17 protein-coding genes are annotated in these 22,752 nt (G+C 69.4%); 8 read left to right on the forward strand and 9 right to left on the reverse strand.

Going from position 1 to position 22,752, the window contains the following annotated elements:
- Window positions 1-58: 58 nt before the first annotated feature.
- Window positions 59-259: a hypothetical protein gene (locus tag IT779_RS20735; protein ID WP_196151217.1), complete on the forward strand. Its 201-nt coding sequence runs from the start codon at window positions 59-61 to the stop codon at window positions 257-259.
- Here the strand turns inward: IT779_RS20735 and IT779_RS20740 are convergent.
- On the reverse strand, window positions 256-2,358 hold the full coding sequence (locus IT779_RS20740; RefSeq protein WP_196151020.1) for a hypothetical protein: 2,103 nt from the start codon (window positions 2,356-2,358) through the stop codon (window positions 256-258). The genes IT779_RS20735 and IT779_RS20740 overlap by 4 nt on opposite strands.
- A 236-nt stretch (window positions 2,359-2,594) precedes the next feature.
- Between IT779_RS20740 and IT779_RS20745 the strand changes: the two genes are divergently transcribed.
- Window positions 2,595-3,788 (forward strand): polysaccharide biosynthesis protein, encoded by a 1,194-nt coding sequence (locus IT779_RS20745; RefSeq protein ID WP_232541954.1) that lies wholly within the window; start codon window positions 2,595-2,597, stop codon window positions 3,786-3,788.
- Window positions 3,789-4,118: 330 nt separating this feature from the next.
- Here the strand turns inward: IT779_RS20745 and IT779_RS20750 are convergent, their stop codons facing one another.
- Window positions 4,119-5,234, reverse strand: coding sequence for a DUF3068 domain-containing protein (locus IT779_RS20750; protein ID WP_196151021.1), 1,116 nt, complete (start codon window positions 5,232-5,234; stop codon window positions 4,119-4,121).
- Between the two features lie 204 nt (window positions 5,235-5,438).
- Between IT779_RS20750 and IT779_RS20755 the strand changes: the two genes are divergently transcribed.
- Window positions 5,439-6,659 (forward strand): acyltransferase family protein, encoded by a 1,221-nt coding sequence (locus tag IT779_RS20755; protein ID WP_196151022.1) that lies wholly within the window; start codon window positions 5,439-5,441, stop codon window positions 6,657-6,659.
- Window positions 6,660-6,696: 37 nt separating this feature from the next.
- Here IT779_RS20755 and IT779_RS20760 read toward each other — a convergent pair whose 3' ends face one another.
- The 5 genes from IT779_RS20760 to IT779_RS20780 all read right to left on the reverse strand — a co-directional run bounded on the left by IT779_RS20760 (window position 6,697) and on the right by IT779_RS20780 (window position 14,014).
- Window positions 6,697-7,134 (reverse strand): DinB family protein, encoded by a 438-nt coding sequence (locus tag IT779_RS20760; RefSeq protein WP_408637779.1) that lies wholly within the window; start codon window positions 7,132-7,134, stop codon window positions 6,697-6,699.
- A gap of 74 nt (window positions 7,135-7,208) precedes the next feature.
- Complete coding sequence (locus IT779_RS20765; protein WP_196151197.1) at window positions 7,209-11,489, reverse strand: DUF3367 domain-containing protein; 4,281 nt, start codon at window positions 11,487-11,489, stop codon at window positions 7,209-7,211.
- A 97-nt stretch (window positions 11,490-11,586) separates the two neighbouring features.
- Window positions 11,587-11,754, reverse strand: coding sequence for a DUF2613 domain-containing protein (locus IT779_RS20770; protein ID WP_196151024.1), 168 nt, complete (start codon window positions 11,752-11,754; stop codon window positions 11,587-11,589).
- A 319-nt stretch (window positions 11,755-12,073) separates the two neighbouring features.
- Complete coding sequence (locus IT779_RS20775; protein WP_196151025.1) at window positions 12,074-13,153, reverse strand: isochorismate synthase; 1,080 nt, start codon at window positions 13,151-13,153, stop codon at window positions 12,074-12,076.
- Between the two features lie 381 nt (window positions 13,154-13,534).
- Window positions 13,535-14,014, reverse strand: a complete 480-nt coding sequence (locus tag IT779_RS20780) for a universal stress protein (protein ID WP_196151198.1) — start codon at window positions 14,012-14,014, stop codon at window positions 13,535-13,537.
- A gap of 119 nt (window positions 14,015-14,133) precedes the next feature.
- Between IT779_RS20780 and IT779_RS20785 the strand changes: the two genes are divergently transcribed.
- The 4 genes from IT779_RS20785 (at window position 14,134) to IT779_RS20800 (ending at window position 18,519) form a co-directional block, all read left to right on the forward strand.
- Window positions 14,134-15,303 (forward strand): glycoside hydrolase family 3 N-terminal domain-containing protein, encoded by a 1,170-nt coding sequence (locus tag IT779_RS20785; RefSeq protein WP_196151026.1) that lies wholly within the window; start codon window positions 14,134-14,136, stop codon window positions 15,301-15,303.
- Between the two features lie 182 nt (window positions 15,304-15,485).
- On the forward strand, window positions 15,486-16,085 hold the full coding sequence (locus IT779_RS20790) for a TetR/AcrR family transcriptional regulator (RefSeq protein ID WP_196151027.1): 600 nt from the start codon (window positions 15,486-15,488) through the stop codon (window positions 16,083-16,085).
- 122 nt (window positions 16,086-16,207) lie between these two features.
- The gene (locus IT779_RS20795; RefSeq protein WP_196151028.1) at window positions 16,208-17,266 is read left to right on the forward strand and encodes a DUF5685 family protein; all 1,059 of its coding nucleotides are present in this window, start codon (window positions 16,208-16,210) and stop codon (window positions 17,264-17,266) included.
- A gap of 104 nt (window positions 17,267-17,370) precedes the next feature.
- Window positions 17,371-18,519 (forward strand): DUF5685 family protein, encoded by a 1,149-nt coding sequence (locus tag IT779_RS20800; protein ID WP_232541923.1) that lies wholly within the window; start codon window positions 17,371-17,373, stop codon window positions 18,517-18,519.
- Between the two features lie 257 nt (window positions 18,520-18,776).
- Here IT779_RS20800 and IT779_RS20805 read toward each other — a convergent pair whose 3' ends face one another.
- Complete coding sequence (locus IT779_RS20805; protein ID WP_232541924.1) at window positions 18,777-19,646, reverse strand: MaoC family dehydratase; 870 nt, start codon at window positions 19,644-19,646, stop codon at window positions 18,777-18,779.
- Window positions 19,643-21,001 (reverse strand): 3-oxoacyl-ACP reductase, encoded by a 1,359-nt coding sequence (locus IT779_RS20810; protein WP_196151030.1) that lies wholly within the window; start codon window positions 20,999-21,001, stop codon window positions 19,643-19,645. Before IT779_RS20810 ends, IT779_RS20805 begins: the two co-directional genes overlap by 4 nt.
- A 230-nt stretch (window positions 21,002-21,231) precedes the next feature.
- On the opposite strand from IT779_RS20810, the gene IT779_RS20815 reads away from it, so the two are divergent.
- Entirely contained in the window at window positions 21,232-22,542 is a 1,311-nt protein-coding gene (locus tag IT779_RS20815; RefSeq protein WP_196151031.1) for an acetyl-CoA C-acetyltransferase, read from the forward strand.
- Window positions 22,543-22,752: the final 210 nt, after the last annotated feature.

The raw sequence follows: 22,752 nt of genomic DNA on the forward strand, positions 1-22,752 counted from the left end.
CGGCACCCTTCAGGATGGGCGCGGAGCCGATGGGCGCGGCGCAGGCGCCATTTCCGACGTGCCGATCGGCGTCAGCGCGGGCATGCGCGAATGGATGCTCGACGCCAACCACGCGAAGTCCACCGAGGCTCGCCTCGCGCTGGTCGGCCAGTTGCGGCCGGCGTGGAGTGCGGATGCGGCACCGGTCTCGATGGGCGCCGAGCCGACGGGTGCCGAGCCGACAGGCGCCGAGCCGATGGGCGCGGCCGGCGCGTGCTAAGTCGTGGGTCGCGAAGCGGCCGCGAGCAGTCCGCCGACCAGCATTGTCACCCAGAGCAGGTGGGCGAGGATCGCGATCGTCCGGTATGCGTCACGTGGCGGTGTCACCTTTGGATCCGAGACTCGATACAGCGCGAAATGTGGGTCCTCGTAGACGGATTCGAGTCCCACCAGGGTGCGCGCCGACTCACCGATCGGCCCCGGCGTAGAGCGCTCCACCAGCACCCAGCCCACCTCGAGTTCGGCCAACCGCCGCGCCGAACCTCCGCCGAGCAGCGTGTTCTCCACCTCGGTCGCCCGCGCACCCTCACCCTCGACCGTCATGCCGCGCACCGGCAGCCGACCGGTCTGGAGCACATCGTTGGGCAGCATCCGCGGCGCGGGGTCGAGCACCGCGACCTTCCCGCTGTACGGGAACTTGCGGAACATCCCGCCCGGCAACACCGCGACATCGCCCGGCCCATCGATCCGCTCCGCGACCCGCTGCCACCCGATCGGATAGTGCACCGGGCGCATCGCGCCGCCGACACCCCCGGCGAGGTCGAACAGCGGGAGGATCAGGAACGCGATAGCCAGTAGGGGAACCAGAACCCTTGCGGTCGAGGAGGATTCGCGTGCGGTGGACCCGAGTCCGGCGGAAGTCGGTGTTGTCGCTGGATTCGTTGTAGCGGAGGCGAATTCGGCGTCACGGTGGTCGTCGGCCGATGGCGACGGTGTGGGCGAAGCGGCGGCGTGTCGGCTTGCGGCCGAACCGGCGCGGTCGAGATTCGTTCGCTCATCGGGCGATTCGTGCTGAGTGTCGGCCGTCGAAGAAGTGGTGGCCGGTGCGTGGGCGCCGGTAGGGGCGGTGTTCGTCGTGGGAACTGTCGACGTGGGTGAAGAGGACACTGCGTCGCGGGAGTCCTCGACCGTCGCATGATGGTCGGTGGAATCGACGAGGGCGGCGTTCGGACCGGCCGGGACGAGCGAGTCGTCGGGTGCGGCAGCGTGAAGGTGGCGGGTGATGGTTCGGGATCCGGCAGCGGCGCACAGGGCGTAGGCGGGCATCGCGAGGGCCACGTACTTCTGGGTGTCCCTGAGCAGTCCCGCGCCGGGGACGTGGACGATCAGCCATTCCATCACCGGCACACCCCATGCGGTCGCCGCGAGGGCGGGGGCCGCGACGGCGACGACCGCCAGTGCCAGCAGGGCGCGGCGGATTCCGGTTTCGTCGCGGTCACCCGCCGACGTCACCGTGCGGATGCCGAAGGCGACCAGGATCAGCAGCAGCGCCGTGCCGAGGACCGCAAGGGGGGTGGTGCGGGAGTCGGGGACGGCGTCGCCGTTCCAGATGCCGCCGAGTCCGGCGAGACTGCCGAGGGTGCCGAGTCCCGTCTCGGCGCGCGCCGCGAACGCCGCGACCCCCGCCGGATCGGAAGGTTCGGCGCCCGCACCGGACAGGAAGGTCGCCGCGAGCCACGGCGCCGAGGCCGCGACCGCCGCGAGCAGCGCCAACGGAAGATGCCGTCGACCGACCGTCACCAGCGCCACACATCCGGCCAACAGCGCCCCGGTCGGCGTGAGCCCGGCCGCCGCCAGACCCGCAGCCATGGCGCCCCAGCCGCCGACCGCCGCGCGCCACGATCGCGCCGCACGCAGCCGTCGCGCGGCCAGCGCGGTCCACGGCAACGCCGCGTATCCGGTGAGCAGACTCCAATGCCCCTGCGCGAGCCGTTCGGCGACGAACGGGTTCCACACCGCGACCGTGCACGCCACCAACTGCGGCCCGACCGACACGTGCAGCAACTCGCGCGCCAGCAGCGCGGCGCCGTACCCGGCGGCCCACAACGCGACCACCAGAATCGCCTTCACCAGCAGCCCGCCGTCCACGACCGGCGACAGCGCCGCGAGGAACGCGTCCTGCGGCACGGCCCGCGGCGCGGCGTCCCCGAGTCCGAGCGCGGCATCGGTGAGATACGAACGCGGCGTGCTCACCGCGTCACGCAACAGCAGATACCCCGACCCGAGCAGCGGCCCGACGACGACCGCCGTCAACACAGCGCTGTACCCGGCCGGAACCACCGACTCCCACCGCACCCGCACCCGACGACCGCCACTCACGGACCCACACCCTACGTACCCACCCATGGCGCCCGCTGCCCCGCCGGTGAGCAGGCCGACCCACCGCGGTTCCACCGCACGGACGGTTCGGCACAGCAGGCGACGGAATGATGCGTGGATCGGGTTCGGGGCGGGGCGGGGGCCTGCGGTCGAAGGTTCGGGTGCGACGATGGGGCGTGCCTGTCAATCGTCGGTTACCCGTGGTCGCGGATCTGACGTTGGTGACGGCGGGGGCGATGATCGCGAATGTCGCGGGGTATCTGTTGCAGGTGCTGGCGGGTCGCTGGCTCGGGGTTGGCGGGTACAGCGAGTTCGCGAGTCTGTTGGCGGTGCAGTTGTTGTGCGCGGTGCCCGCGCTGGCGTTGCAGAACGTGGTGGCCAGGGAGTGGGTGCGCGGGGCGGGGGCCGATGCGCTGCGGCGGCTGCGGTGGCGGTGCGCGGTGATCGTCGCCGTGGTCGCGGCGGCGCTGATCCCGGTGGTGACTTCCGCGTTGCACGTCGGTGTCGCGGCATGTGCGGCCGCGTTGGGTGCCGCGCCCGCGCTGGTGTTGCTCTCCGGTGAGCAGGGGATCCTGCAAGGGGCGCGGCGGTTCCGCGGCTTGGCGTTGGTGTTGGGGGCGGCGGGGGTGGCGCGGGTCGCGCCCGCGCTCGTTGTGCTCGCGGTCGGTGGCGGCGCGGCTGCGGCATTGGGCGCGGCGGCCGTCGGACTCGCCGCAGCGGCGGTGTTCGCGCGGTGCGTCGCGGGGTCGCCGGAGGCGGATGAGCAGCCGCGCACGCACACCGTCGGCGTGTTGCCGGTGTTGCGCGCCGCGCAGGTGCAGGCCGCGTTGATGGCGCTGTCCTCGGCGGACCTGATCGTGGTCAGGATGGTCCTCGACGAGGCCGACGCCAGCCGCTACGCGCTCGGCACCATCGCCGCGAAGATCGCCTTCTGGCTGCCGCAGGCGGTGGGTGTCGTGCTGTATCCGAGGATGGCGCAACCCGCCCATTCGGCGCGCGCCATCCGCGACGCGCTCGGCGTGCTGTCGGCGATCGGCGTGGTCGCGGTACTGGTCGCCGCCGTCGCCGCCCCGCTCGCGACCTTGTTCGTCGGCCAGGACTACGCGCCGATCCAGGGCCTGCTGTGGCTGTTCGCCCTGCACGGCGCGATCCTCGCGGTCCTGCAGGGCGCGGTGCTTTCCGCGATCGCCGTCGACCGCACCGCGATCGCCACGCTCACCTGGCTGGGATTGATCGTGGAGGTCACCGTGATGCTGCTGTTCGCGGACACCGTGCCCGCACTCATCGTCACGGCCGTTTCGGTGGCCGCGGTGACGACCACGACCGTCGCCGTCATCGTGTCACGCACCGCGGACCGCCCACACCTTTCGGCGGCACCCGCCGCGGGCTCGGGATTCGAACCGGGCCAACCTCGATCCACTGCGGGATGATCGACCGCAGCCGCTGCCCGGCTCTGTCTGTCGCTCGGCACCGGACCGTCCTGCCGCCGATCGTGAGCCCACCGCGACCACCTACCCGCGCCCGATCGGAGCACCCGGTGACGCCCACGTACCAATGTTCGCGGCCCGCACATCATTCGCATTTCAAAGGGGTTTGCCGATAAGTGAATTCGGGTATACGGCGCCGCCGTGGTCGCGGCACTCCGGGCCCTCGTGACATTTCGTTCGCACTCAATTGCACCCGGTAAACAAAAGAATTCGGCCCCCCGGCGAAGAAACCGGAGGGCCGAATTCGTTGGTTTGCCAGCTATGCGCGGACCGTCAGAGACCCTTGCGCATATCGATCTGCTCGGTGGGTGCGTCGTCGCCGCCGCGCGGGCGACCGATGGGTGCGCCGCGACCGGCGGGCGCCGTGTTGCCGCCGCCGCGCACACCGAGGAAGATGCCGCCGATGATGGCGATCACGCCGAGGATGCCGAGGATGATCGGCATGGTCCGCCCGTACAGCGACAGCTTGTCGATGTTGTCCTTGGCGATCGAGAGCTGCGATTCGACGGTGTTCTCATCGAAGACGAGGTTCGACTTGAGCGCGGTGACGTCGGGCTTGTCGCCGGTGCGGGCGTAGTACAGGTGCAGCTGTTCACCGCCCTTGACGATGGTGCCGGTCTCCGGCTCGACCCACACGTCGCGCACATTGGTGTAGTAGCGCGCCATGGTGACATCGCCTTCACCCGGCAGGCCCCACTTGGCGGCGGGCAGCGTCAGCCGGTTGGTGGGGGCCTTGACGACGTCGTAGAGGTTGGTCGCCGGGACGGTCTGCTGGAAGTGGTAGACCTTGGTGCTGTTGATCTCGGTCTCCTCGACGAAGTTGATGTCGAAGGTCTTCCTGGCGTTGACGTCGAAGTACGGGTACGTCTTCTTCTCGGTGCCGATGGGGAAGCGGTACTGCAGGCCGGTGTGCTGGACCGGGTCGGCGATGCTCTCGCCCGCCGCGTTCGTGGTGACGGCGATGGAACCGTTGGGGTCCTTGTCCACCGGCATGCCGTCCTTGCGGTCGATGGTGACCCGGTCGACGGTGGCGGTGAGCAGGCCGGTGTCGCCTTGTTTGTCGATGCGACGCAGGGTCTGACCGGCCTGGATGGTCATTTCGGTGGCGTCGGAGGGGTCCTCGACGGTGACGAAGCGCTGCGAGATCAGCGGCACGTTGGTGTCGATCTTCGCCGACCCCTCGGGGGCGGTGAGGGATTTGGAGTCCAGGACCAGGCTCTCGGCGCCCGACTGGTTGTTGGCGACCGTGGTGATCTCGAGGTCGAGCGGCGTTTTCGCCAGTTTGCTGACGGTGTAGGTCGGGATGAGCAGAGCCATCACGATGAGTAATGCGCCTAGCCCAACGAGTAGGCAGGCCACCGTCCTTCTGGTACCGGCACTCAGTGCCATGCAAACTCTCCCTCGTCGTAGAACACAGGTCCATCCGGCGAGCACCACAAAGAGCCGCAGCGCTCGTGAGCCCTGACACTAACAGTCCGATGTCGTACCATGCGGTGCCGAGGCCGGATTCCGACCAGAAATCGACCGAGTTTAGCGCGAAAAGTGAAACGAATGGTTCTCAACTCGGGAATCGGAGAAGAGGGGCGGCGGAGGATGACGGCGACAGTTCCGGCCACGGGCGACGCCGTCGCCGCCGCCCGGTCCCGCGGATTCCTGCCCGCGCTGGAAGGCATGCGCGCCATGGCCGCGCTCGGCGTGCTGCTCACCCACGTCGCATTCCAGACCGGCGCGGGCGGCACGCCCGTATTCGGCCGGATCTGGGGCCGCTTCGACATGGCGGTCGCGGTGTTCTTCGGACTGTCCGGCTTCCTGCTGTGGCGACCGCACGCGGGCGCGGCGCGCGGCCTCGGCGCCGCGCCGACCCCCGGCCGCTACCTGCTGCACCGCGGCGCGCGCATCCTGCCCGCCTACTGGGCGGTGGTGTGCGCGGTCCTGCTGCTGTTGCCCGGCGCCTCCGACACCGCGGGGCTGCGGGTGTGGCTGTCCAATCTCGCCCTGCTCCAGGTCTTCGTGCCGCTGACCCTGACCGACGGCCTCACCCAGATGTGGAGCCTGTCCGTCGAAGTGGCCTTCTATCTGATGCTTCCGGTGTTCGCGCCGGCGATGGCGCGGCTGCGGGGCCGGGCGGCCCGACTGCGTATCCCGGTGATCGTCGGCGTCGGGGCGCTGTGTCTGTGCTGGAACTTCCTGCCGGTGCCGACGCCGGACGCCATCCACGCCGACAACTGGCTGCCCGCTTACCTGCCGTGGTTCGCGGGCGGAATGCTGCTCGCCGAACTCGTCGACGACCCCGCCGCCTTCGGACGCCTGCGCCGACCGCTCGGCAGCAGGCCCGTGATGTGGACGATCGCGCTGATCGCGTTCCTGCTGTCGGCGACCGACCTCGCGGGCCCCGCCGGACTGACCCGCGCCGAACCGTGGCAGTACGTCCTGAAGATGGTTTTCGGCGCGATCATCGGATTCGCCCTGCTCGCACCGCTGGTCCTCGGCGACGGCAGGCACCGCTTCCTGTGCTCGCGGACCGCCGCGACCCTCGGCCGCTGGTCCTACGGGATCTTCCTGTGGCATCTGGCCGTACTGTCGGTGATCTTCCCGGTCTTCGGTCTCTTGCCCTTCCAGGGTGATTTCGCCTACATCCTGCTACTCACCGTCGCGCTGACCCTGCCCATGGCCGCGGCCAGCTACGCGCTGATCGAGGAACCCGCCCGCCGATTCGCGCGCCGCTTCGACGACGGTCGCAAGTCCGGCGCGAGCCTCGACCTCGCCGCGAATCCCGAGGTGCGCGCCGAGTCCGCCGATCGTCGGGAGACCTGAGGCCGTCGATTCTCGGGGTGGTCGCCGAGTCCGGCGCTCAGTCCGCGAGTTGACGTTCGATATCGAGCAGGTGGTGGCGCGACTCGTGGGCGGCGTGCACCGCGACCCAGCGCAGCGAGCGCACGGCGGGTTCCGGGTAGTGGTAGTGCAGCGTGCGGTCCCAGTCCTGGTCGCCGAGTCGGTCCAGAACGCCACCGAAAAGCATTGCGGCGTCCCGTAATTGGCGTGCCACATCGTCGGGGCGCTGATGGGCGTAACCGTCGTGGTCGATCCGTTCGGCACGTCCCATCGGCGCCGCGGTCGGCGTCACGGTACGGCGGGCAGCCAATACCCGTTCCCGCATGACGAGCAGTACGTCGCGCAGATGGCACGCGTACTCGAGCGGTGACCACACCGCCGGATCCGACCGCCGTCGCAGCAGGTTGACATCGTCGCGCAGCGCCTCGGCGTAGGCGTCGGCATCGCGGCGGACGATCGCGGACACCCGCGGCGCCAACTTCAGGTCGTACTCGAATTCGCATTCGGCGCAGGTGTGCACAACTATCGATGCTACCGATCCGGTTCGTCGCGTTCGCCGGATTTCCCTGCGCGGGGGAGCGCGGCGATGGCGACCGCGATCACGGCGACCAGGGCCGGGAACTGCACCCACATCGAATTGCCGACGTATCCGCCCGGTGAGCGCCACGGTCCGGTGGAGAGGGCGGCGATCGATATCGCGGTGCCGAGTCCGGCGGTGTAGGCGAGGTGGGTCGGGCGCACGCGGGGCGCGAAACGCACCGCGAGCACGCCGATCACGGCGAGTGCCGCGCCCGTCACGCCCGCGATCACGGTGGCCGTGCCGACGACGGCGACGATGCCGAGCCCGCGCAGGCCCCACGTGTGGGGCGCTGGTCCCGGTGCGTCGCGTGGCCCGCGCGGGAAGGCCAGGATCAGCAAAGGGATCAGCAGCAGGAGCCCACCGAAGATGCCGAGTCGATACCAGCGGTCGGTGGGGAACGACAGGGTGACAGGCCCGTTCGTGGCATCCGTGGGCAGCAGCCAGCCCTGCTGCCAGCCGTTGACCACGATCGGTTCGAGTTCGACGCCGTCCGCGGTGCGAGCCTGCCATCCGACATTGGTACTGAGCGGGATAACCAGAAGCCGCTGCGCGACAGGCGAATTCACAGCAGTGTCATCGCCCGGGGCGGTTCCGCCGTCGCCTGCTGTCGGGTTCGCGCCGTTCGGGCTGCCGTCGGTGTTGATCGTGGCGCTGCCATCGCCGGATACGGCGGTGTTGTCGATATCGGTGCGGTTCAGGCGAAGTCGGTCGACGGAGAACATCTCGGTCGGTCCGACTCGCACATCGGATTGTCCCGGCGGCAATACGAATCCGGGCGCACCCGTGCCGTCGGCATCGCATGTTCGGGCGGAAACAGGTGCACCGGAGCGTAATTCGTCGAAGGTGGCGGTTATCGTGGTGCGCACCGCTATTCCGTCGACGCTGACCGTCGGACCGAGTTCGCACGGCACCGTGACGAGCCGGTCACCGGATGCGGGCGGTGGGTAATCCGGTCCGAGTACCGATACCTCGGCGATTCCGGCGGGCTGGGTCTGGACGAAGCCGAGGGCGGTGCGGTCGAGCACCGGGGACCAGGTCTGGATGCTGAGCTCGATTCGGTCGGTGACCGTCGGATACAGCGAGATGCGCGCGGGCGCATCGGGTTCGCGGTCCTCGTCGAGTTCGCGCACCTGCGGGCCGTTGCCGAGATTCACCGAGACCGAGGTGGGTGCGGCGGGCAGTCTGCCGAGGGAGGTGGTCAGGTCGAGTCCGGTGACCAGCGCGGGTTCGGGCAGTTCGAGGACCAGCGTCGGTTTCGCTCCGGTGACCCCGCGCGCGGATTCCTCGGGTGCGGTCCAACTCGTGCGCACATCGCCGTCGGTCGCCGCGAAGGCCGATCCGCGCAGGTCGCCGACATCGGCCTTGCCACGCGCGACCGGCCGCCGCGGGTCGGTGAGCAGGGCTTCCAACGCCGGTCCTTGACGGGTGCGCACGGTGAGGTCGGGGGTGACCCGCATGGTTTCGGGCACGCTGATGGTGCGCTGGAACGCGCCGGGCTCCTCGGGCGCGAGCGCCAGCCCCTTACCGCAGTGGATGCGTTCGGGCGCGTCGAAACACGCACTGCGACCGGGGAATTCCTGACCGAGATCCCAGCCGCGCACGGGTTCGCCCGGTGCGGTGGCAGGCAGGACGGTGCGGTGTCCGATATCGACGCGGGTCGGTGCGTCGCGCACGGTGTAGTCGTCCAGACTCAGTTCGCTGAGGCCGAATTGGCCGCCGCGCGTGCCGCCTTCGGTGCGGATGGCGGTGATCGTCAACCAGTCGGTGGTGCCGACCGGCAGCGAGATCGCCGCCGACACACCGGGTTCGGAGATACGCGTGGACACACTGCCGTTCGCGGTGTGCACCTCGACCCATTTCACCGGGTCGCCGATGGCGGCCGGACTCGTGGTGAAGCGCAGCAGGCCCGCCGCGATCGGATGGTCGAGGTCGAGCCGAATCCATTGACCGACAGCGGTTTCGAGGCCCGCGCTGAACCACGAGGTCGACGGGTCGCCGTCGACGACCGCCGCGGTGGAGCTGCCGGGCGCGGAACCGCCGATCTGGATGGCGTCGGCGGCCGAACTCGACGCGGTGATGGTGGCGCCCGACCATTCCCCGCGCACCGGTTCCGCACCGGGCACCGGGTAGTCGGCGACCAGGTTGTGGGTGCGGCGCGGGTCGTCGGGGGCGCGCAGGGCCGAATTGTGGTTGTCGACGCGCCCGAAGTCGGTTTCGCGGTCCATGGGGGTGTCGGTGACAAGCACCGGAGGGCCGCGCAGTCCGGCGCGCGCGGCGTCGGCGGCCAGGATCGCGGGCGCGTCGGGGGTGTCGGGATCGCGGCGCAGCCGTTCAAGCACCTCGGGTCCGCCCTGCACGATCGGCGCCGAATCCAGGTCGACGGTGTAGGCGCCCGGCACCGAATCGGGTGCGCCGACACCGCCGCGCACCTCGATCGGCGTGCCCGGCGGGCGGGCGTCGACCCGGTAGATCTGCACGGCCGGATAGGCGGGACGCAGGTCGCCGTCCACCACGAGACCGTCGGCGATGACGGCGGGCGCGATGGGATTGCCGAATTCGGCCACCTTCGTCAGCCCCGGTGAACCCTCGATCGCGCGGTGTGCCAACAGCGGGCGGGTGGAGCGCGAGGTCTCCGGGTCGAGGTCGTTGCGGAGCACGAGCACGCCGATGCCCTGATCGGCCAGGGTCGCCGCCAGTCCGGTCGATGGGCGGCCGTCGGCGATCAACCGCTGCACCGAATCCATGGCGCGGATGGTCCCCGGCGGGTTCAGCGGGACCGCGTCGCGGATCGCCCACGGTGTGCTCGCCAGCGCTTGCAGCGGTTCGTCGCGGGTCAGCCCCCACACCTGACTGCCGAACGGCGCGCCCGGCACCACGAGCGCGCGTGTGTCGGCGGCATTGTGCTCGAGCCACGCCGCGGTGTCGTGCCAGTACCCGGGCACCTCGTCGTAGGCGCCGCGCGGGGCGAGTTTCGCGGTCCAGGCCAGCGAGGTGGACAGGGTGAGCGCGGTGAGGACCAGCGCGGCGACGGCCACCATGCGGTCGCGTTCGGGATGGGCGAAGGCGCTGCGCCACTCCCGCAGCGGCGCGGCGGCGGGCAGCGGAACCCGCGCGAGCAGATGGGCGAGTCCGAGGACCAGCGGCAACCGGATCAGCGGCTCGAGTTTGTGCACATTGCGCAGCGGCGCGCCGCCGGAGTCGAGGAAGACACGCACCGACTCCGCGAACGGGCCGCTCAGTTCACCGGCATACCCCGCGCAGATGCCGACGAGTCCGACCATCAGGATCAGTGTGAGTCGCCCGCGGAACGGCATGCCGCGCATGGCGAGCCCGGCCATGCCTGCGGCGGCGAGCAGTCCGGTCGCAAGGACCGCGCCCGGTTGGGTGACCAGCACCGCGCCCGCGATCCGCTCCGGCGAGACGAACGGGGTCCAGCTGTCGGTGCCGCGCAGCACCTCAGCGAGCGAGGCCCACTGGGTGGTGACGCCCGAGGATTCGATGTAGTCGAGGAACGGCGGACTGACCCGGCCGAGCAGCAGCAGCGGCACCGCCCACCACAGGGTCGCGGCCGCGAGCAGCGGAATCCAGCTCAGCGTGAACCGTCGCCAGCGCCGGTTCGGTTTGTAGGAGGCCCACCACAGCAGCGCGGGCAGGAACGCCGCCACGGTCGCGACCGCGTTCACCGCGCCCATCAGCGCCAACGCCAGCGCGCTGCCCGCGGGTGAGGTCGCGCCGCCGTGCCGTCGGGCCCGATACGCGGTGCCGAGCGCGGCGGGCGCGAGCAGCACCCACGGCGCCAGCATCATCGGCAGGGTTTCCGAGGAGATCGAGCCCAGCGTGGTGAGCACACGAGGCGAGAGCGTGAACGCGATCGCCGCGATCACCCGCGCGCCGCGATTGCCGATGCCGAGCACCTCGCAGAGCCGGACGATGCCCCAGAAACCAGCGAGCAGCAGCAGCGCCCACCAGACGCGCTGGGTCACCCACGCGGGCAGGCCGAGCACATGGCCCGCCGAGAAGAACGCGCCGTGCGGGAAGAAATAGCCGTACGCCTGATTCTGCACCTGCCCCATCGGGGCCTGACTGCTCCACAGGTGCGCGGCGCGATCGAGGAAACCGAGCGGGTTCTGCGCCAGATCGTATTTGGTGTCGGCGACCGTGAGGCCGGGCGCTTGCAGGAAGGTAAGCAGGAACGCCGCGACGACGGTCGCGGCGAACCAGCGTCTGCCCAACGGCGCGACGGCGGGACCGGTATCGGAGCCCGCGGTCTCCTCGTCGGAGAGGGGCCCCTCGGCGCCCTTGTCGAGCGAGGAAGCGGAGGTCAGCGGCTCAGCGTGCGCCGTACTCAACGTTGTTGAGCAGCGAGGAGCTCGGCTCGCCGTGATCGAGTTCGGGGCGCGAGTTCTGCTGCACCGCGGCGGTGATCACGAACACCGCGACCGCGCCGAGGACGGCGCCTGCGACCGCACTGGCTACACCGGGGACAGCAAACTTCATCGCGGACTCCAATACTTCGGATCAGGCACATTCCCGGGTCAACCTAGCAGCCCGACCCACCCCACGGTGCCAACAGCCCGCGATTCGGTGTGCCAACCCCATCAGATCACACGATGTAAACCACCCCCTGGCCCAACCGAGAAGGGTTCGCGGCGTGGGGGGGGGGGGGGGGGGGGGGGGGCGGCCCCCCCCGGGCGGGTGAGACCCCCCGGCGTGCCATACCCGGCCCCCCGGCCGGGTTACCCCCCCGCGGGCCCGCGAGACTCAAAGGCCGCGAACCCCGCCGCGACGAAGTCGCGGCCAATAGGCAGGGCGGCCATTAGACACAGTGCAGCGCGCTCAGCAGGGTGCGGAGTTTGGCGGTGGTCTCCTCCAACTCGGCGAACGGGTCCGAAGCGGCGACGATGCCGCCGCCCGCGTGTGCGCGCAGCGAACGCCCGTCGGCCGACAGTTCGGCGCAGCGGATCGCCACCACCCACTCGCCGTCACCGGTGTGATCGCACCAGCCGACCGCGCCGCCGTAGAAGCCGCGATCACCCTCGACCTCGGTGATCGCGGCCAGCGCGGACTTCGTCGGGGTGCCGCACACGGCCGGGGTCGGGTGCAGTCGGATCGCCAGGTCGAGCGCGGTGGTCGACGGGTCGCGCAGGGTCGCGGTGATCGGGGTCGCCAGGTGCCACACCTCGGTGGTGCGCACGAGGCGCGGCTGCTCGGGGATCGACAGGGTCGCGCAGAGCGGGGTGAGCGCCTGCGCGATCCACTCGATCACGTAGGCGTGTTCCTCGCGGTCCTTGGCGCTGGCCAGCAGAGCGTCGGCCTGCGCGGCGTCCGCGTCGGCGTCCGGCAGGCGCGGCAAGGTGCCCGCCAGCGGGCGCAGGGTGACCGTCGCGCCGCGGCGGGCGACCAACACTTCCGGTGTGGCGCCGACCAAGGTGCCCGCGCGGCCCGCCGGGGTCAGATCGACGGCGAAGACGTTGGCGTGCGGGTGCGCGGTCAGCAGGTGGGCCGCGACCAGGTCGGGGCGCAGGGGTGCGTCCGCCTCCGCTGTGACCGAACGCGCGGCGACCACCTTGCGCAGCGGTTGTGCCGGATCGTTCAACGTCGCCACCAGTGTGCGGACGCGCTCGATGTGTTCGGCGGGCGGCGGGTTCTGCTGCACCACGTGCACGGCGGGCAGAACGGGCAGCGCGGCAGGGCGCCACGGGCCTGCCGTGTGTGTCGCCTGTCGTGGGATATGCAGCGCCGCAGGGGTATTCGGGTCGAAAGGGAGTGCGCCGACGATCATGCGCGCGTCGCCGTTCCGCAACGCCCTGGCCGCCGCGTCCGGCTCGGTGAACACACGCTGGACGCCATGGGTGCGCAACACACCACCGGGCTGAGCGAGCAGGAATCCATCCATGATCACTCGACCCTAGCTGTGTCTATTTTGCCGCGACTTCGTCGCGGCGGGGTTCGCGGCCTTTGAGTCTCGCGTCCGAGCGGTCGATACTCGCGCCTGCGGCGCATTGTCTCGACCGCTCGGACGCGAGACGCCGCGAACCCTTCTCGGTTGGGCCGGGTGGGGGTTTGTGTGTGGGGGCGTGGCTTGGTGGGGTCGGGTGGTGGCGGTGTTCGGTAGCGTGTCGGTGACTTGCTTTGTGGGAGTGGGCGGGGATGCACCGCCCGGACGACCGACCGGCGTTGTGGTGTGTCGGCCCGCGGCTGGTGAGTTGCTGGATGGCGCGTTTCGGGTGAGGGGGCGCTGCCGGAGGTTTGGTGGGTGCGGTGGGATTCCGGGCGTTCAGGGGCGGGGTTCGCGGCCCGGGGGGACCAGTAGGACCGGGCGGTGGCAGTGTTTGAGTACTGCGTCGGCGACGCTGCTGCGTAGGAGGGCGCGTATGCCGGTGGCGCCTCGGGTGCCTGCGACGATTACGTCCACGTCGAGTTCGTCGGCGCAGTCGACTATCGCGTTCCAGATGGTGGATACGCATTCGGCGGTGCGGGCCTCGGCGTTGAGGCCCGCTAGTTTCGCCAGTCGCACGCCTTCGATGTTGATGGTTTTCGCGTCTACGTAGGCGATGTCCTCTATTTCCTCGTCGGGTACCCAGTCGGGTTGCACCACTCCGGACAGGCCGGACAGTCTTGCGGCTTGGCGCACCATCGGCTCCCACGCGGTCAGGACTACCGCGCGGTTCGCCGAGAGGAAGCGGCCTGCGTATTCGACGGCGCGTTTGGCGTTCTCGGAACCGTCGTAGGCGATGAGCATCAGGTCGCAGGGCACGGTGACCTCCTGAGGGAGTCGCACGGCTGTTTTCCCAGATTACTCCCGGTGCGGGCGGTTGCCGTGACGCCGCGCACCCGGGCGTCGACCCCGGTGGGCGGCGCACTACGCTGTGTCCAATGCGGACGACATCTCTCGTTCTCTTCGCGGTCATCACCGCCGTCACCACCGCCTGTTCGGGCGGCAGCGATACGGCGGCGCCGTCCACCAGTTCGGCGCCCGCCGTCACCGGGTCGGCCGCGCCGTCCGGCGACGCCACCTCGGCCACTCCGGTCGCGCTGGACTGCAACGCCACCTACCTGGCGCGGTTCACACAGCGTCAGAAGTTGGCGCAGCTGTTGACGGTGGGTGTCGCGGGCACCGCCGACGCGTTGGAGACGGTGCGTTCCGAGCAGGTCGGCGGGATCTTCGTCGGGAGTTGGACCGACAGGTCGCTGCTCGCGGGCGGTGCGCTCGAGTCGGTGAAATCCGCGGCGATCGTGCCGTTGATGGTGACCGTCGACGAAGAGGGCGGGCGGGTTTCGCGTCTGAAGGATTTGATCGGTGCGGCGCCGTCGGCTCGGGTCACCGCCAAGTCCATGTCGCCCGAGCAGTTCTACGAGGCCAGTGTGGAGCGCGGCCGCAAGATGCGCGCGCTCGGCATCACCGTCGATTTCGCCCCCGATGTCGATGTGAGCAGCCAGCCCGACGATTCGGTGATCGGCGACCGCTCGTTCTCCTCCGACCCGGACGAGGTCACCCGCTACGCCGACGCCTACATCCGCGCGATGCGCGAGGCCGGGGTCGGCACGGTCATGAAGCATTTCCCTGGCCACGGCTCCGGTTCGGGCGATTCGCACACCGGCGCGGTGCGCACGCCGCCGCTGGAGGAGTTGCAGACGGTCGACCTGGTGCCATATCGGGCGCTCGTCGGTTCCGGCGCGGCCGTGATGGTCGGCCATCTCGACGTGCCGGGGCTCACCGATCCGAATGTGCCCGCGAGTATTAGTCCGGCGGCGATGTCGTTGCTGCGCAATGGAACCGGATACGGGGCCGCGCCGTTCACCGGCGTCATCTTCACCGATGATCTCAGCGGTATGGCGGCGATCACCAGCAGGCTCGGCATCGAGGCCGCGGTGGAGGCGGCACTGGCGGCGGGCGCGGACAACGCGTTGTGGATCAGCACCGCCGCGGTCTCCAGCGTGCTCGACCGGCTGGAGGGGGCGGTCGCGAACGGGACATTGCCCGCCGACCGGGTGGACGCCTCGGTGCTGCGCAATGCCGTGTACAAGGGCGCGCTGCGCTGCTGAATCGGTGCGCGCACCGGCCCCGCCCGACTCGGTCGTGAGCGGGGCCGTACTGTATTCGAGCCGGGGTCGGCGCGGGGATTCGCCGACCTCCGAGGGGCCGGGGGCAGCGCGGGGAGTGAATTCGACCCACCGAACTTACCTTGGAGTAATATAAGGGCTTCACCTTTGCGGTAGGAGAATGGATGGCGGGCGGAACGAAACGACTTCCCCGAGCGGTTCGTGAGCAGCAGATGTTGGACGCCGCCGTAGAAGTCTTCTCGCGCAAGGGTTTCCACGATACCTCCATGGACGCCATCGCCGCCGAGGCGAAAATCTCCAAACCCATGCTGTACCTGTATTACGGCTCCAAGGACGAACTTTTCCGGGCCTGCATCCAACGCGAAGGCATGCGCTTCATCGAATCCGTCGCCCCCGCGGGCAACCCACTGCTCTCCCCGCACGAACAGCTGCGCACCGCCCTCGAGGGATTCCTCGGATTCGTCGACCGCAATCGCAAATCCTGGCAGGTGCTGTACCGCCAGGCCATCGGTCAGCAGGCATTCACCTCCGAAATCGAGAACGCCCGCGAACGCGTCATCGAATTGACCGCGAAACTGCTGGAATCCAGTGCGCGACATCCCGAACCGGGCACCAACTTCGATATCGTCGCGGTCGCCGTCATCGGCGCGGGCGAAGCCATCGCCGACCGGGTCGCGGGCGGGCGCATCGAAGTCGCCGAAGCGGTCGACCTGCTCGACGACCTGGCCTGGCGGGGACTCGCGGGTCGCAAGAAAGCCGAATAGGGGTCTTTTGCCGCCGCGAACCCTTTGACGGTACCGGTTGCCGTCGCGGGCCTCGGCTGTCAGAGTTCGGTATCCGCGGCGATTCGATTCGCGGAATCCGGGTCGGGAGGAATCGGGGTCGCATGTTCGGGCTGCTCACACCCTGTGCGCACGGTGCGCACAAATACGGGATCGACCCATCGGAATGGCACGCGCAGATGTGCGGGCTGTGCGTCGGACTCGGCGCCGGACACGGGTCGCTGGCCCGCACGGCGACCAATACCGACGCCATGCTGTTGAACGCGCTCACCGAAGCCCAATTCGCCGGACCGGCCGCCCGCACCGGCGTCGGACCGTGCGCGCTGCGCGGGATGCGGCGTGCGGAAGTGGCCGCGGCGGATTCGCCCGGCGTGCGGTTGGCGGCCACCGCCTCGCTGCTGCTCGGGGCGGCCAAGATCCGCGACCACGTCGACGACGCCGATACCGCGTCGTTGCTGCGCCGTCCGATGGCCACCGTGTCCGGGCAGTGGTGGCGTCGCGCTCGTGCGCAGGCCGCGTCCATCGACCTCGATGTGGAACCGCTCGTCGCCGCCATCGCCGCTCAGGGCGCATTGGAGCGCACGTCGGGCCTGACGCTGGACGAGCTCACCGAACCCGCGCAGCGCTGCGCCGCCGAATTCTTCGCCCACACCGCGGTACTGGCGGGTCGCGCGGACAACGTCGAACCGCTGCGAACGGCGGGCCGCCACTTCGGGCGCATCGCCCACCTCGCCGACGCCGTCGAAGACCTCGACGACGATATCGCGCACGGCCGATACAACCCGCTCGTCGCCACCGGTACCGACCTCGACGCCGCCTACGAACAGTTGCTGGAATCCGAGGCAGCGCTTCGCGAAGCCATCGCGACCACCGACCTGGACACCGCGCCGACGGTGCGCTGGATGCTGCTCGACCCGCTGTCCAGCCTGCTCACCGGTATGGGGCGTGACCTCGGGCTGGTGAATCACCACCCGTACGACTCGCACCGTGCACCGCGCAAACCCACCCTCATCGAAGGCATCGGCCTGCTGCTCGGCCAGTACCCCACCGGCTACGCCTGCTTCGCCGACCACACCCGCCCCTGCAGCGGCCGCCGCAAACGCGCTTGGCGCAAACGCCTCGACTGCTGCGACTGCGCGGATTGCTGCTGCGATTGTTCGTAGTGGAAATGTCTGGTTCGCCAAGGTTGCTGTGAGCTGTCAGGATGCGGGGGATCACGATGTAGGACCGGCGCGGCCGGGGAGGAACGGGGCGGAAGTTGTTCGGAATGCTGCGGCCGTGTGCGCACGGGGCCCAGAAGTACGGGATCGATGCTGGGCAGTGGCGGGCGCACATGTGTGGGTTGTGTCTCGGGTTGCGGGACGGACACGGGCAGGTGGCGCGGTCGGCCACCAATACCGACGCGATCGTGCTCAGTGTGCTCACCGAAGCCCAGCGGTCGGGCCCCGCGGCGCGCACCGTCGCAGGGCCGTGCGCGTTGCGCGGGATGCGGCGCGCGGAAGTGGCTTCGGCGGACTCGCCCGGTGTGCGGTTGGCGGCCACCGCTTCGCTGTTGCTCGGCGCGGCGAAGATCCGTGATCATGTCGAAGACCGCGACGGGTCCGTGCTGACCCGCCGTCCCATGACCAGGATCTCCGATCGCTGGGCCGCGAGCGCTACCGCGCAAGCGGCGCTGATCGGGCTCGATATCGATCCGCTCGTCACCGCCATCGCACAGCAGACTGAACTCGAACACCGCGCGGGCTACGACGCCGTCTCCCTCGACGAACTCACCGGGCCAACCCAGACCTGCGCGTCGGAACTGTTCGCGCACACCGCGATACTCGCCGACCGTCCCGAGAACGTCAGCGCGCTGCGGGAGGCAGGCAGGCATTTCGGTCGGATCGCGCACCTCGCCGATGCCGTCGAGGACTTCGACACCGACCGGGCGCGTGGCCGATTCAACCCGCTCGACGCAACCGGCACCACCGTCACCCAGGCATACGACCTGCTGCGCGAATCGGATGCCGAACTGCGCCGCGCTATGGCAGGCACCGACCTCGCGCGGACACCCACGGTGCGATGGATTCTGCTCGACCCCCTGTACGCACTCGTCCGCAGACTCGGGCGCGGCATCGGCGCCCCACTCGTCCACGCCTGTTCCGCCAACCGGGACCATGCCGAACACGCCCACTTTCCCGGTACCGGTCACCGTCCACCGACTCGACGGCCCGACATCGGGTCAGCCATCGCCATCGCTTTGGGTGTCTACTGCACCGGCTGGGCCTGCTGCTCCGACCACACCAGCCCATGTACCGGTGAGCGCAAGGACGCCTGGATCAAGAACTGCGACTGCGGGGACTGCTGCGAGGGTTGCGATTGCTGCTCGAACTGCTGCGAGTGTGACGGTTGCTGTTGCGACGGCTGCGACTGCTGAGCTGTGTCTATTTTGCCGCGACTTCGTCGCGGCGGGGTTCGCGGCCTTTGAGTCTCGGACGCGAGACGCCGCGAACCCTTCTCGGTTGGGCCAGGTGTCAGGGGTGGGGCAGGTTGGGTTTGGGTTCGGAGTTCTTAGGGGCGTGAGTATGCGTGGGGGCAGCTTTACCGGCTGGTCATCGGTTTGCGGTCCTACTGACTGGAGAGCCTGGCCCTTGTCGGGGCCAGGCTCTCGTCACGTTGGGAATTCCACGTGGGTCAGCGGAGGGTTGCTGTCAGGTGGGGGTAGCCCTTTTTCGGGTGGCGCAGGGCCAGGTTCCAGCCGCCGTCTGCTTGGTCGGCGTAGAGGTTGACTGTCGAGGGCAGCAGGATGGGTTTGCCGAATTTGACCGCGTAGGTGGTCTTTTCTGGGATTCGGCCTTCGATTATGCCGAGAATTGTTGCGGCTGACCACATTCCATGAGCTATTGACTTCGGGAATCCGAAAGCCTTTGCGCCTACGGCTGAAGTGTGGATGGGGTTGTGGTCGCCTGAGGCCGCGGCGTAGCGGGTGATCGTTTTTTGGTCGACTCGCAGGGTGCGCAGGGGTGGGGGTGGCGCTTCTTCGGGTTTGGGTTCGGGTTTCGGGGCGCCGGACAGGGAGGTTTTCTGCTGGTGCAGCATGGTCGCTACCTGACGCCATACCTGTTCGCGGCCGACCTTCACTTCGGTGACGGCGTCGATGAGCAGGCCTTTCGGGTGTTCGCGCAGGTTCTCGACGTGGGTGTGGAAGTCGAGGGGTTCGGCGACCGAGATCTCGCGGGCGCGTTCGATTCGGTTCTCCGCGTGTACCGCGCCGACCGCGGTGAACGGGAAGTCGCGGGCCACAACCAACTGCATGATGAGGGGGAAGGCGAGCACGAACGGGTAGGTGAGTGGGAGTGCGTCGCCGAAGCGCAGGCCGGTGGCGCGGCAGTAGGCGGCGAGGTGGTCGGGGTCGACGCGGTAGCCGTCGAGGCGCACTTCGCGATCGGGCAGGGTGGGTTTGCGTGCGGTGAGCAGCGGGACGGGGACCGCGCCGAGTGCGGCTTTGGCGAAGAGTCTGCTGTTCTTCGGCGGTGCGGTGAGGGTGATGGTCTGGGTCATCATGCCCCGATCAGGCTCTGGCCGCAGACCCGAACGATGTTGCCGCTCACCGCGTTCGACGCGGGCGAGGCGAAGTAGGCGATGGTCTCGGCGACGTCGACGGTCTGGCCGCCCTGCGACAGCGAACTCATCAGCCGCGCGGCTTCGCGGGTGCCGACGGGGATCGCCGCCGTCATGGCGGTTTCGATGAATCCGGGCGCCACCGCGTTGATGGTTATGCCGTGTTCCGCCAGTTTCGGCGCTTCGGCGTTCACCATGCCGATGACACCGGCTTTGGAGGCGCCGTAGTTGGTCTGGCCGCGGTTGCCCGCGATGCCCGCGATGGAGGACACGTCGATCACGCGTCCGCCTTCGCGCAGCGCGCCCTCGGCCACGAGCCCTTCGGTGATCCGGTGCGGCGCGGCGAGATTGACGTTGATGACCGAATTCCAGCGGGCTTCGTCCATATTGGAGAGCAGTTTGTCGCGGGTGATGCCCGCGTTGTGCACGATGATGTCGATGCCGCCGAAGCGTTCGGTGGCGAATTCGGCCAGTTTCCGCGCGGCGTCGGGGGCGGTGACGTCGAGGGCGAGCGCGGTGCCGCCGACCTTGTTCGCGGTCTGCGACAACGCTTCTCCGGCGGCGGGGATGTCGGCGACGATCACGGTGGCGCCGTCGCGGGCGAACACTTCGGCGATGGTGGCGCCGATGCCGCGCGCCGCGCCGGTGACCACGGCGACCTTGCCGTCCAGTGGCTTGTCCCAGTCGGCGGGCGCGACGGAATCATTGGAGCCGACGCGGATCACCTGTCCGTCCACGAAGGCGGATTTGGCCGAAAGCAGAAAGCGCAGTGTGGATTCCAGGCCGGTGGCGGCGGGGGCGGCGGCGGGCGAGAGGTAGACGAGCTGGGCGGTGGCGCCGCGGCGCAGTTCCTTGCCCGCCGAGCGGGTGAAGCCTTCGAGCGCGCGTTGCGCGATCTGCTCGTCGACGCTCGCGGTGAGTTCGGGGGTGGTGCCGATGACCACGATGCGGCCGGAGGCGGCGAGGCTGCGCATGGCGGGTTGGAAGAATTCGAACAGCTGCGAAAGGTCTTCGATGGCGCCGATTCCGGTGGCGTCGAAGACGAGCGCGCCGTATTTCGCGCCCTGGCTCAGCGAGTCGTGGAACGTGTAGTCCGACAGCAGCGCGCGCACCGGCTCGGCGACGCGGCCTTTGCCGCCGATCAGCACCGGTCCGGGCAGCGCGGGCTCACCTTTGGCGTAGCGGCGCAGCTTTTCCGGCTGCGGCAGACCGAGTTTGGTCGCCAGGAACTGGCCGGGGGCGGAGTTGACGAACGATCCGTAGAGGTTGGGAGCACCCTTGCTCTTGCTGGCTGCCACTGTTCCTACCTTTGCTTGGTCTGGGGATGGTCTCGTTCATTGCGTGCCCCGTGGCGCGGGTGTGCACACAGCACAGGTGTGAATCACGTGCGGGGTACGGTGTCGACAATTAACTTACTCCAGAGTAAGTTTAATGTAAACCGAAGTCGACGCGAGCCGAAGTCGACGCGCGGCCCGCCGGGCGCACGCGCCGGTCGACCCCGAACCCCCGACGAGATCTGGAGACTCGAGTGACAAGCACAGCCCGTTCGCCAAGGACCCAACGGCAGCCGCGTCCGATCGCGATCGTCGGCGGCAACCGGATCCCCTTCGCCCGCTCCGACAAGAGCTACGCGCACGCCTCCAACCAGGACATGTTCACCGCCGCGCTGGACGGCCTCGTCAGCCGGTTCAACCTGCAGGGCGAACGGCTCGGCCTCGTCGTCGGCGGCGCGGTGCTCAAGCGGGTCGGCGAACACGGCCTGATCCGGGAGAGCGTGCTCGGCTCCACCCTGAGCCCGTACACCCCCGCCCACGATCTGCAGTTGGCCTGCGGCACCGGTCTGCAATCCATCGTCACCGTCGGCGACGCCATCGCGGCGGGCCGGATCGACGCCGGTATCGGCGGCGGCACCGACACCACCTCCGACGCGCCGATCGGCGTCAGCGAGGGCATGCGCGAATGGATGCTCGACGCCAACCGCGCCAAGTCCACCAAGGCTCGCCTCAAGCTGGTCGGCCAGTTGCGCCCCGGCATGCTCGGCATCGAGATCCCCCGCAACGCCGAACCGCGCACCGGCCTTTCCATGGGCGAGCACGCGGCGGTCACCGCCAAGGAATTCGGCGTCACCCGCGAGGCGCAGGACGAACTCGCCTACCTGTCGCACAAGAACATGGCCGCCGCCTACGACCGCGGCTTCTTCGACGACCTGATCACCCCGTTCCTCGGCCTGACCCGCGACGACAACCTGCGTCCCGGATCCACCGTCGAGAAGTTGGCCACCCTGAAACCGGTCTTCGGCGTCAAGGCGGGCGAAGCGACCATGACGGCGGGCAACTCCACCCCGCTCACCGACGGCGCGTCCGCGGTGCTGCTCTCCAGTGACGAATGGGCCGCCGAGCGCAAACTGCCGACCCTGGCCTACCTGGTGGATTCCGAGGTCGCCGCAGTCGACTACATCCACGGCCCGGACGGGCTGCTGATGGCGCCCACCTACGCGGTGCCGCGCATGCTCGCCCGCAACGGCCTCACCTTGCAGGATTTCGACTACTACGAGATCCACGAAGCGTTCGCGTCGGTCGTGCTCGCCACCCTGCAGGCGTGGGAGTCCGATCAGTACTGCAAGGAACGCCTCGGCCTCGACGGTGCGCTCGGGTCGATCGACCGGAGCAAACTCAACGTCAACGGCTCCTCGCTGGCCGCGGGGCACCCGTTCGCCGCCACCGGCGGCCGCGTGGTCGCCTCCACCGCGAAACTGCTCGCCGAGCGCGGGTCAGGCCGGGCGCTCATCTCCATCTGCGCCGCGGGCGGTCAGGGCGTGGTCGCCATTCTCGAGCGCTGATACGCGAGGGCGGCATCCGATTCTTCCCCGGAACCGGATGCCGCCCTGTTTGCCGGCTCCCGAATCCGGTCGGGGCGATCGACGCTTCGGAAGCGACGAACACGACCTCCGAAACGGACCCGGACGGGAGTCAGCCGGTGAAAACGTATCGGAATCAGGCGGGCGAGGTGACCGAAACGGCGGGTTCGTCCCGCGAAATGGGAGATATCC

The organism is Nocardia bovistercoris, assembly GCF_015674855.1.
GTDB classification, from domain to species: Bacteria; Actinomycetota; Actinomycetes; order Mycobacteriales; family Mycobacteriaceae; genus Nocardia; species Nocardia bovistercoris.

What these genes read in the sequence shown, in the direction of transcription:
- IT779_RS20770 (WP_196151024.1), bottom strand. Translation starts at nt 11,754, where the DNA reads ATGAAGTTTGCTGTCCCCGGTGTAGCCAGTGCGGTCGCAGGCGCCGTC.
- IT779_RS20790 (WP_196151027.1), top strand. Translation starts at nt 15,486, where the DNA reads ATGGCGGGCGGAACGAAACGACTTCCCCGAGCGGTTCGTGAGCAGCAG.
- IT779_RS20775 (WP_196151025.1), bottom strand. Translation starts at nt 13,153, where the DNA reads ATGGATGGATTCCTGCTCGCTCAGCCCGGTGGTGTGTTGCGCACCCAT.
- IT779_RS20800 (WP_232541923.1), top strand. Translation starts at nt 17,371, where the DNA reads ATGCTGCGGCCGTGTGCGCACGGGGCCCAGAAGTACGGGATCGATGCT.
- IT779_RS20745 (WP_232541954.1), top strand. Translation starts at nt 2,595, where the DNA reads ATGATCGCGAATGTCGCGGGGTATCTGTTGCAGGTGCTGGCGGGTCGC.
- IT779_RS20795 (WP_196151028.1), top strand. Translation starts at nt 16,208, where the DNA reads ATGTTCGGGCTGCTCACACCCTGTGCGCACGGTGCGCACAAATACGGG.
- IT779_RS20750 (WP_196151021.1), bottom strand. Translation starts at nt 5,234, where the DNA reads ATGGCACTGAGTGCCGGTACCAGAAGGACGGTGGCCTGCCTACTCGTT.
- IT779_RS20785 (WP_196151026.1), top strand. Translation starts at nt 14,134, where the DNA reads ATGCGGACGACATCTCTCGTTCTCTTCGCGGTCATCACCGCCGTCACC.
- IT779_RS20805 (WP_232541924.1), bottom strand. Translation starts at nt 19,646, where the DNA reads ATGATGACCCAGACCATCACCCTCACCGCACCGCCGAAGAACAGCAGA.
- IT779_RS20755 (WP_196151022.1), top strand. Translation starts at nt 5,439, where the DNA reads ATGACGGCGACAGTTCCGGCCACGGGCGACGCCGTCGCCGCCGCCCGG.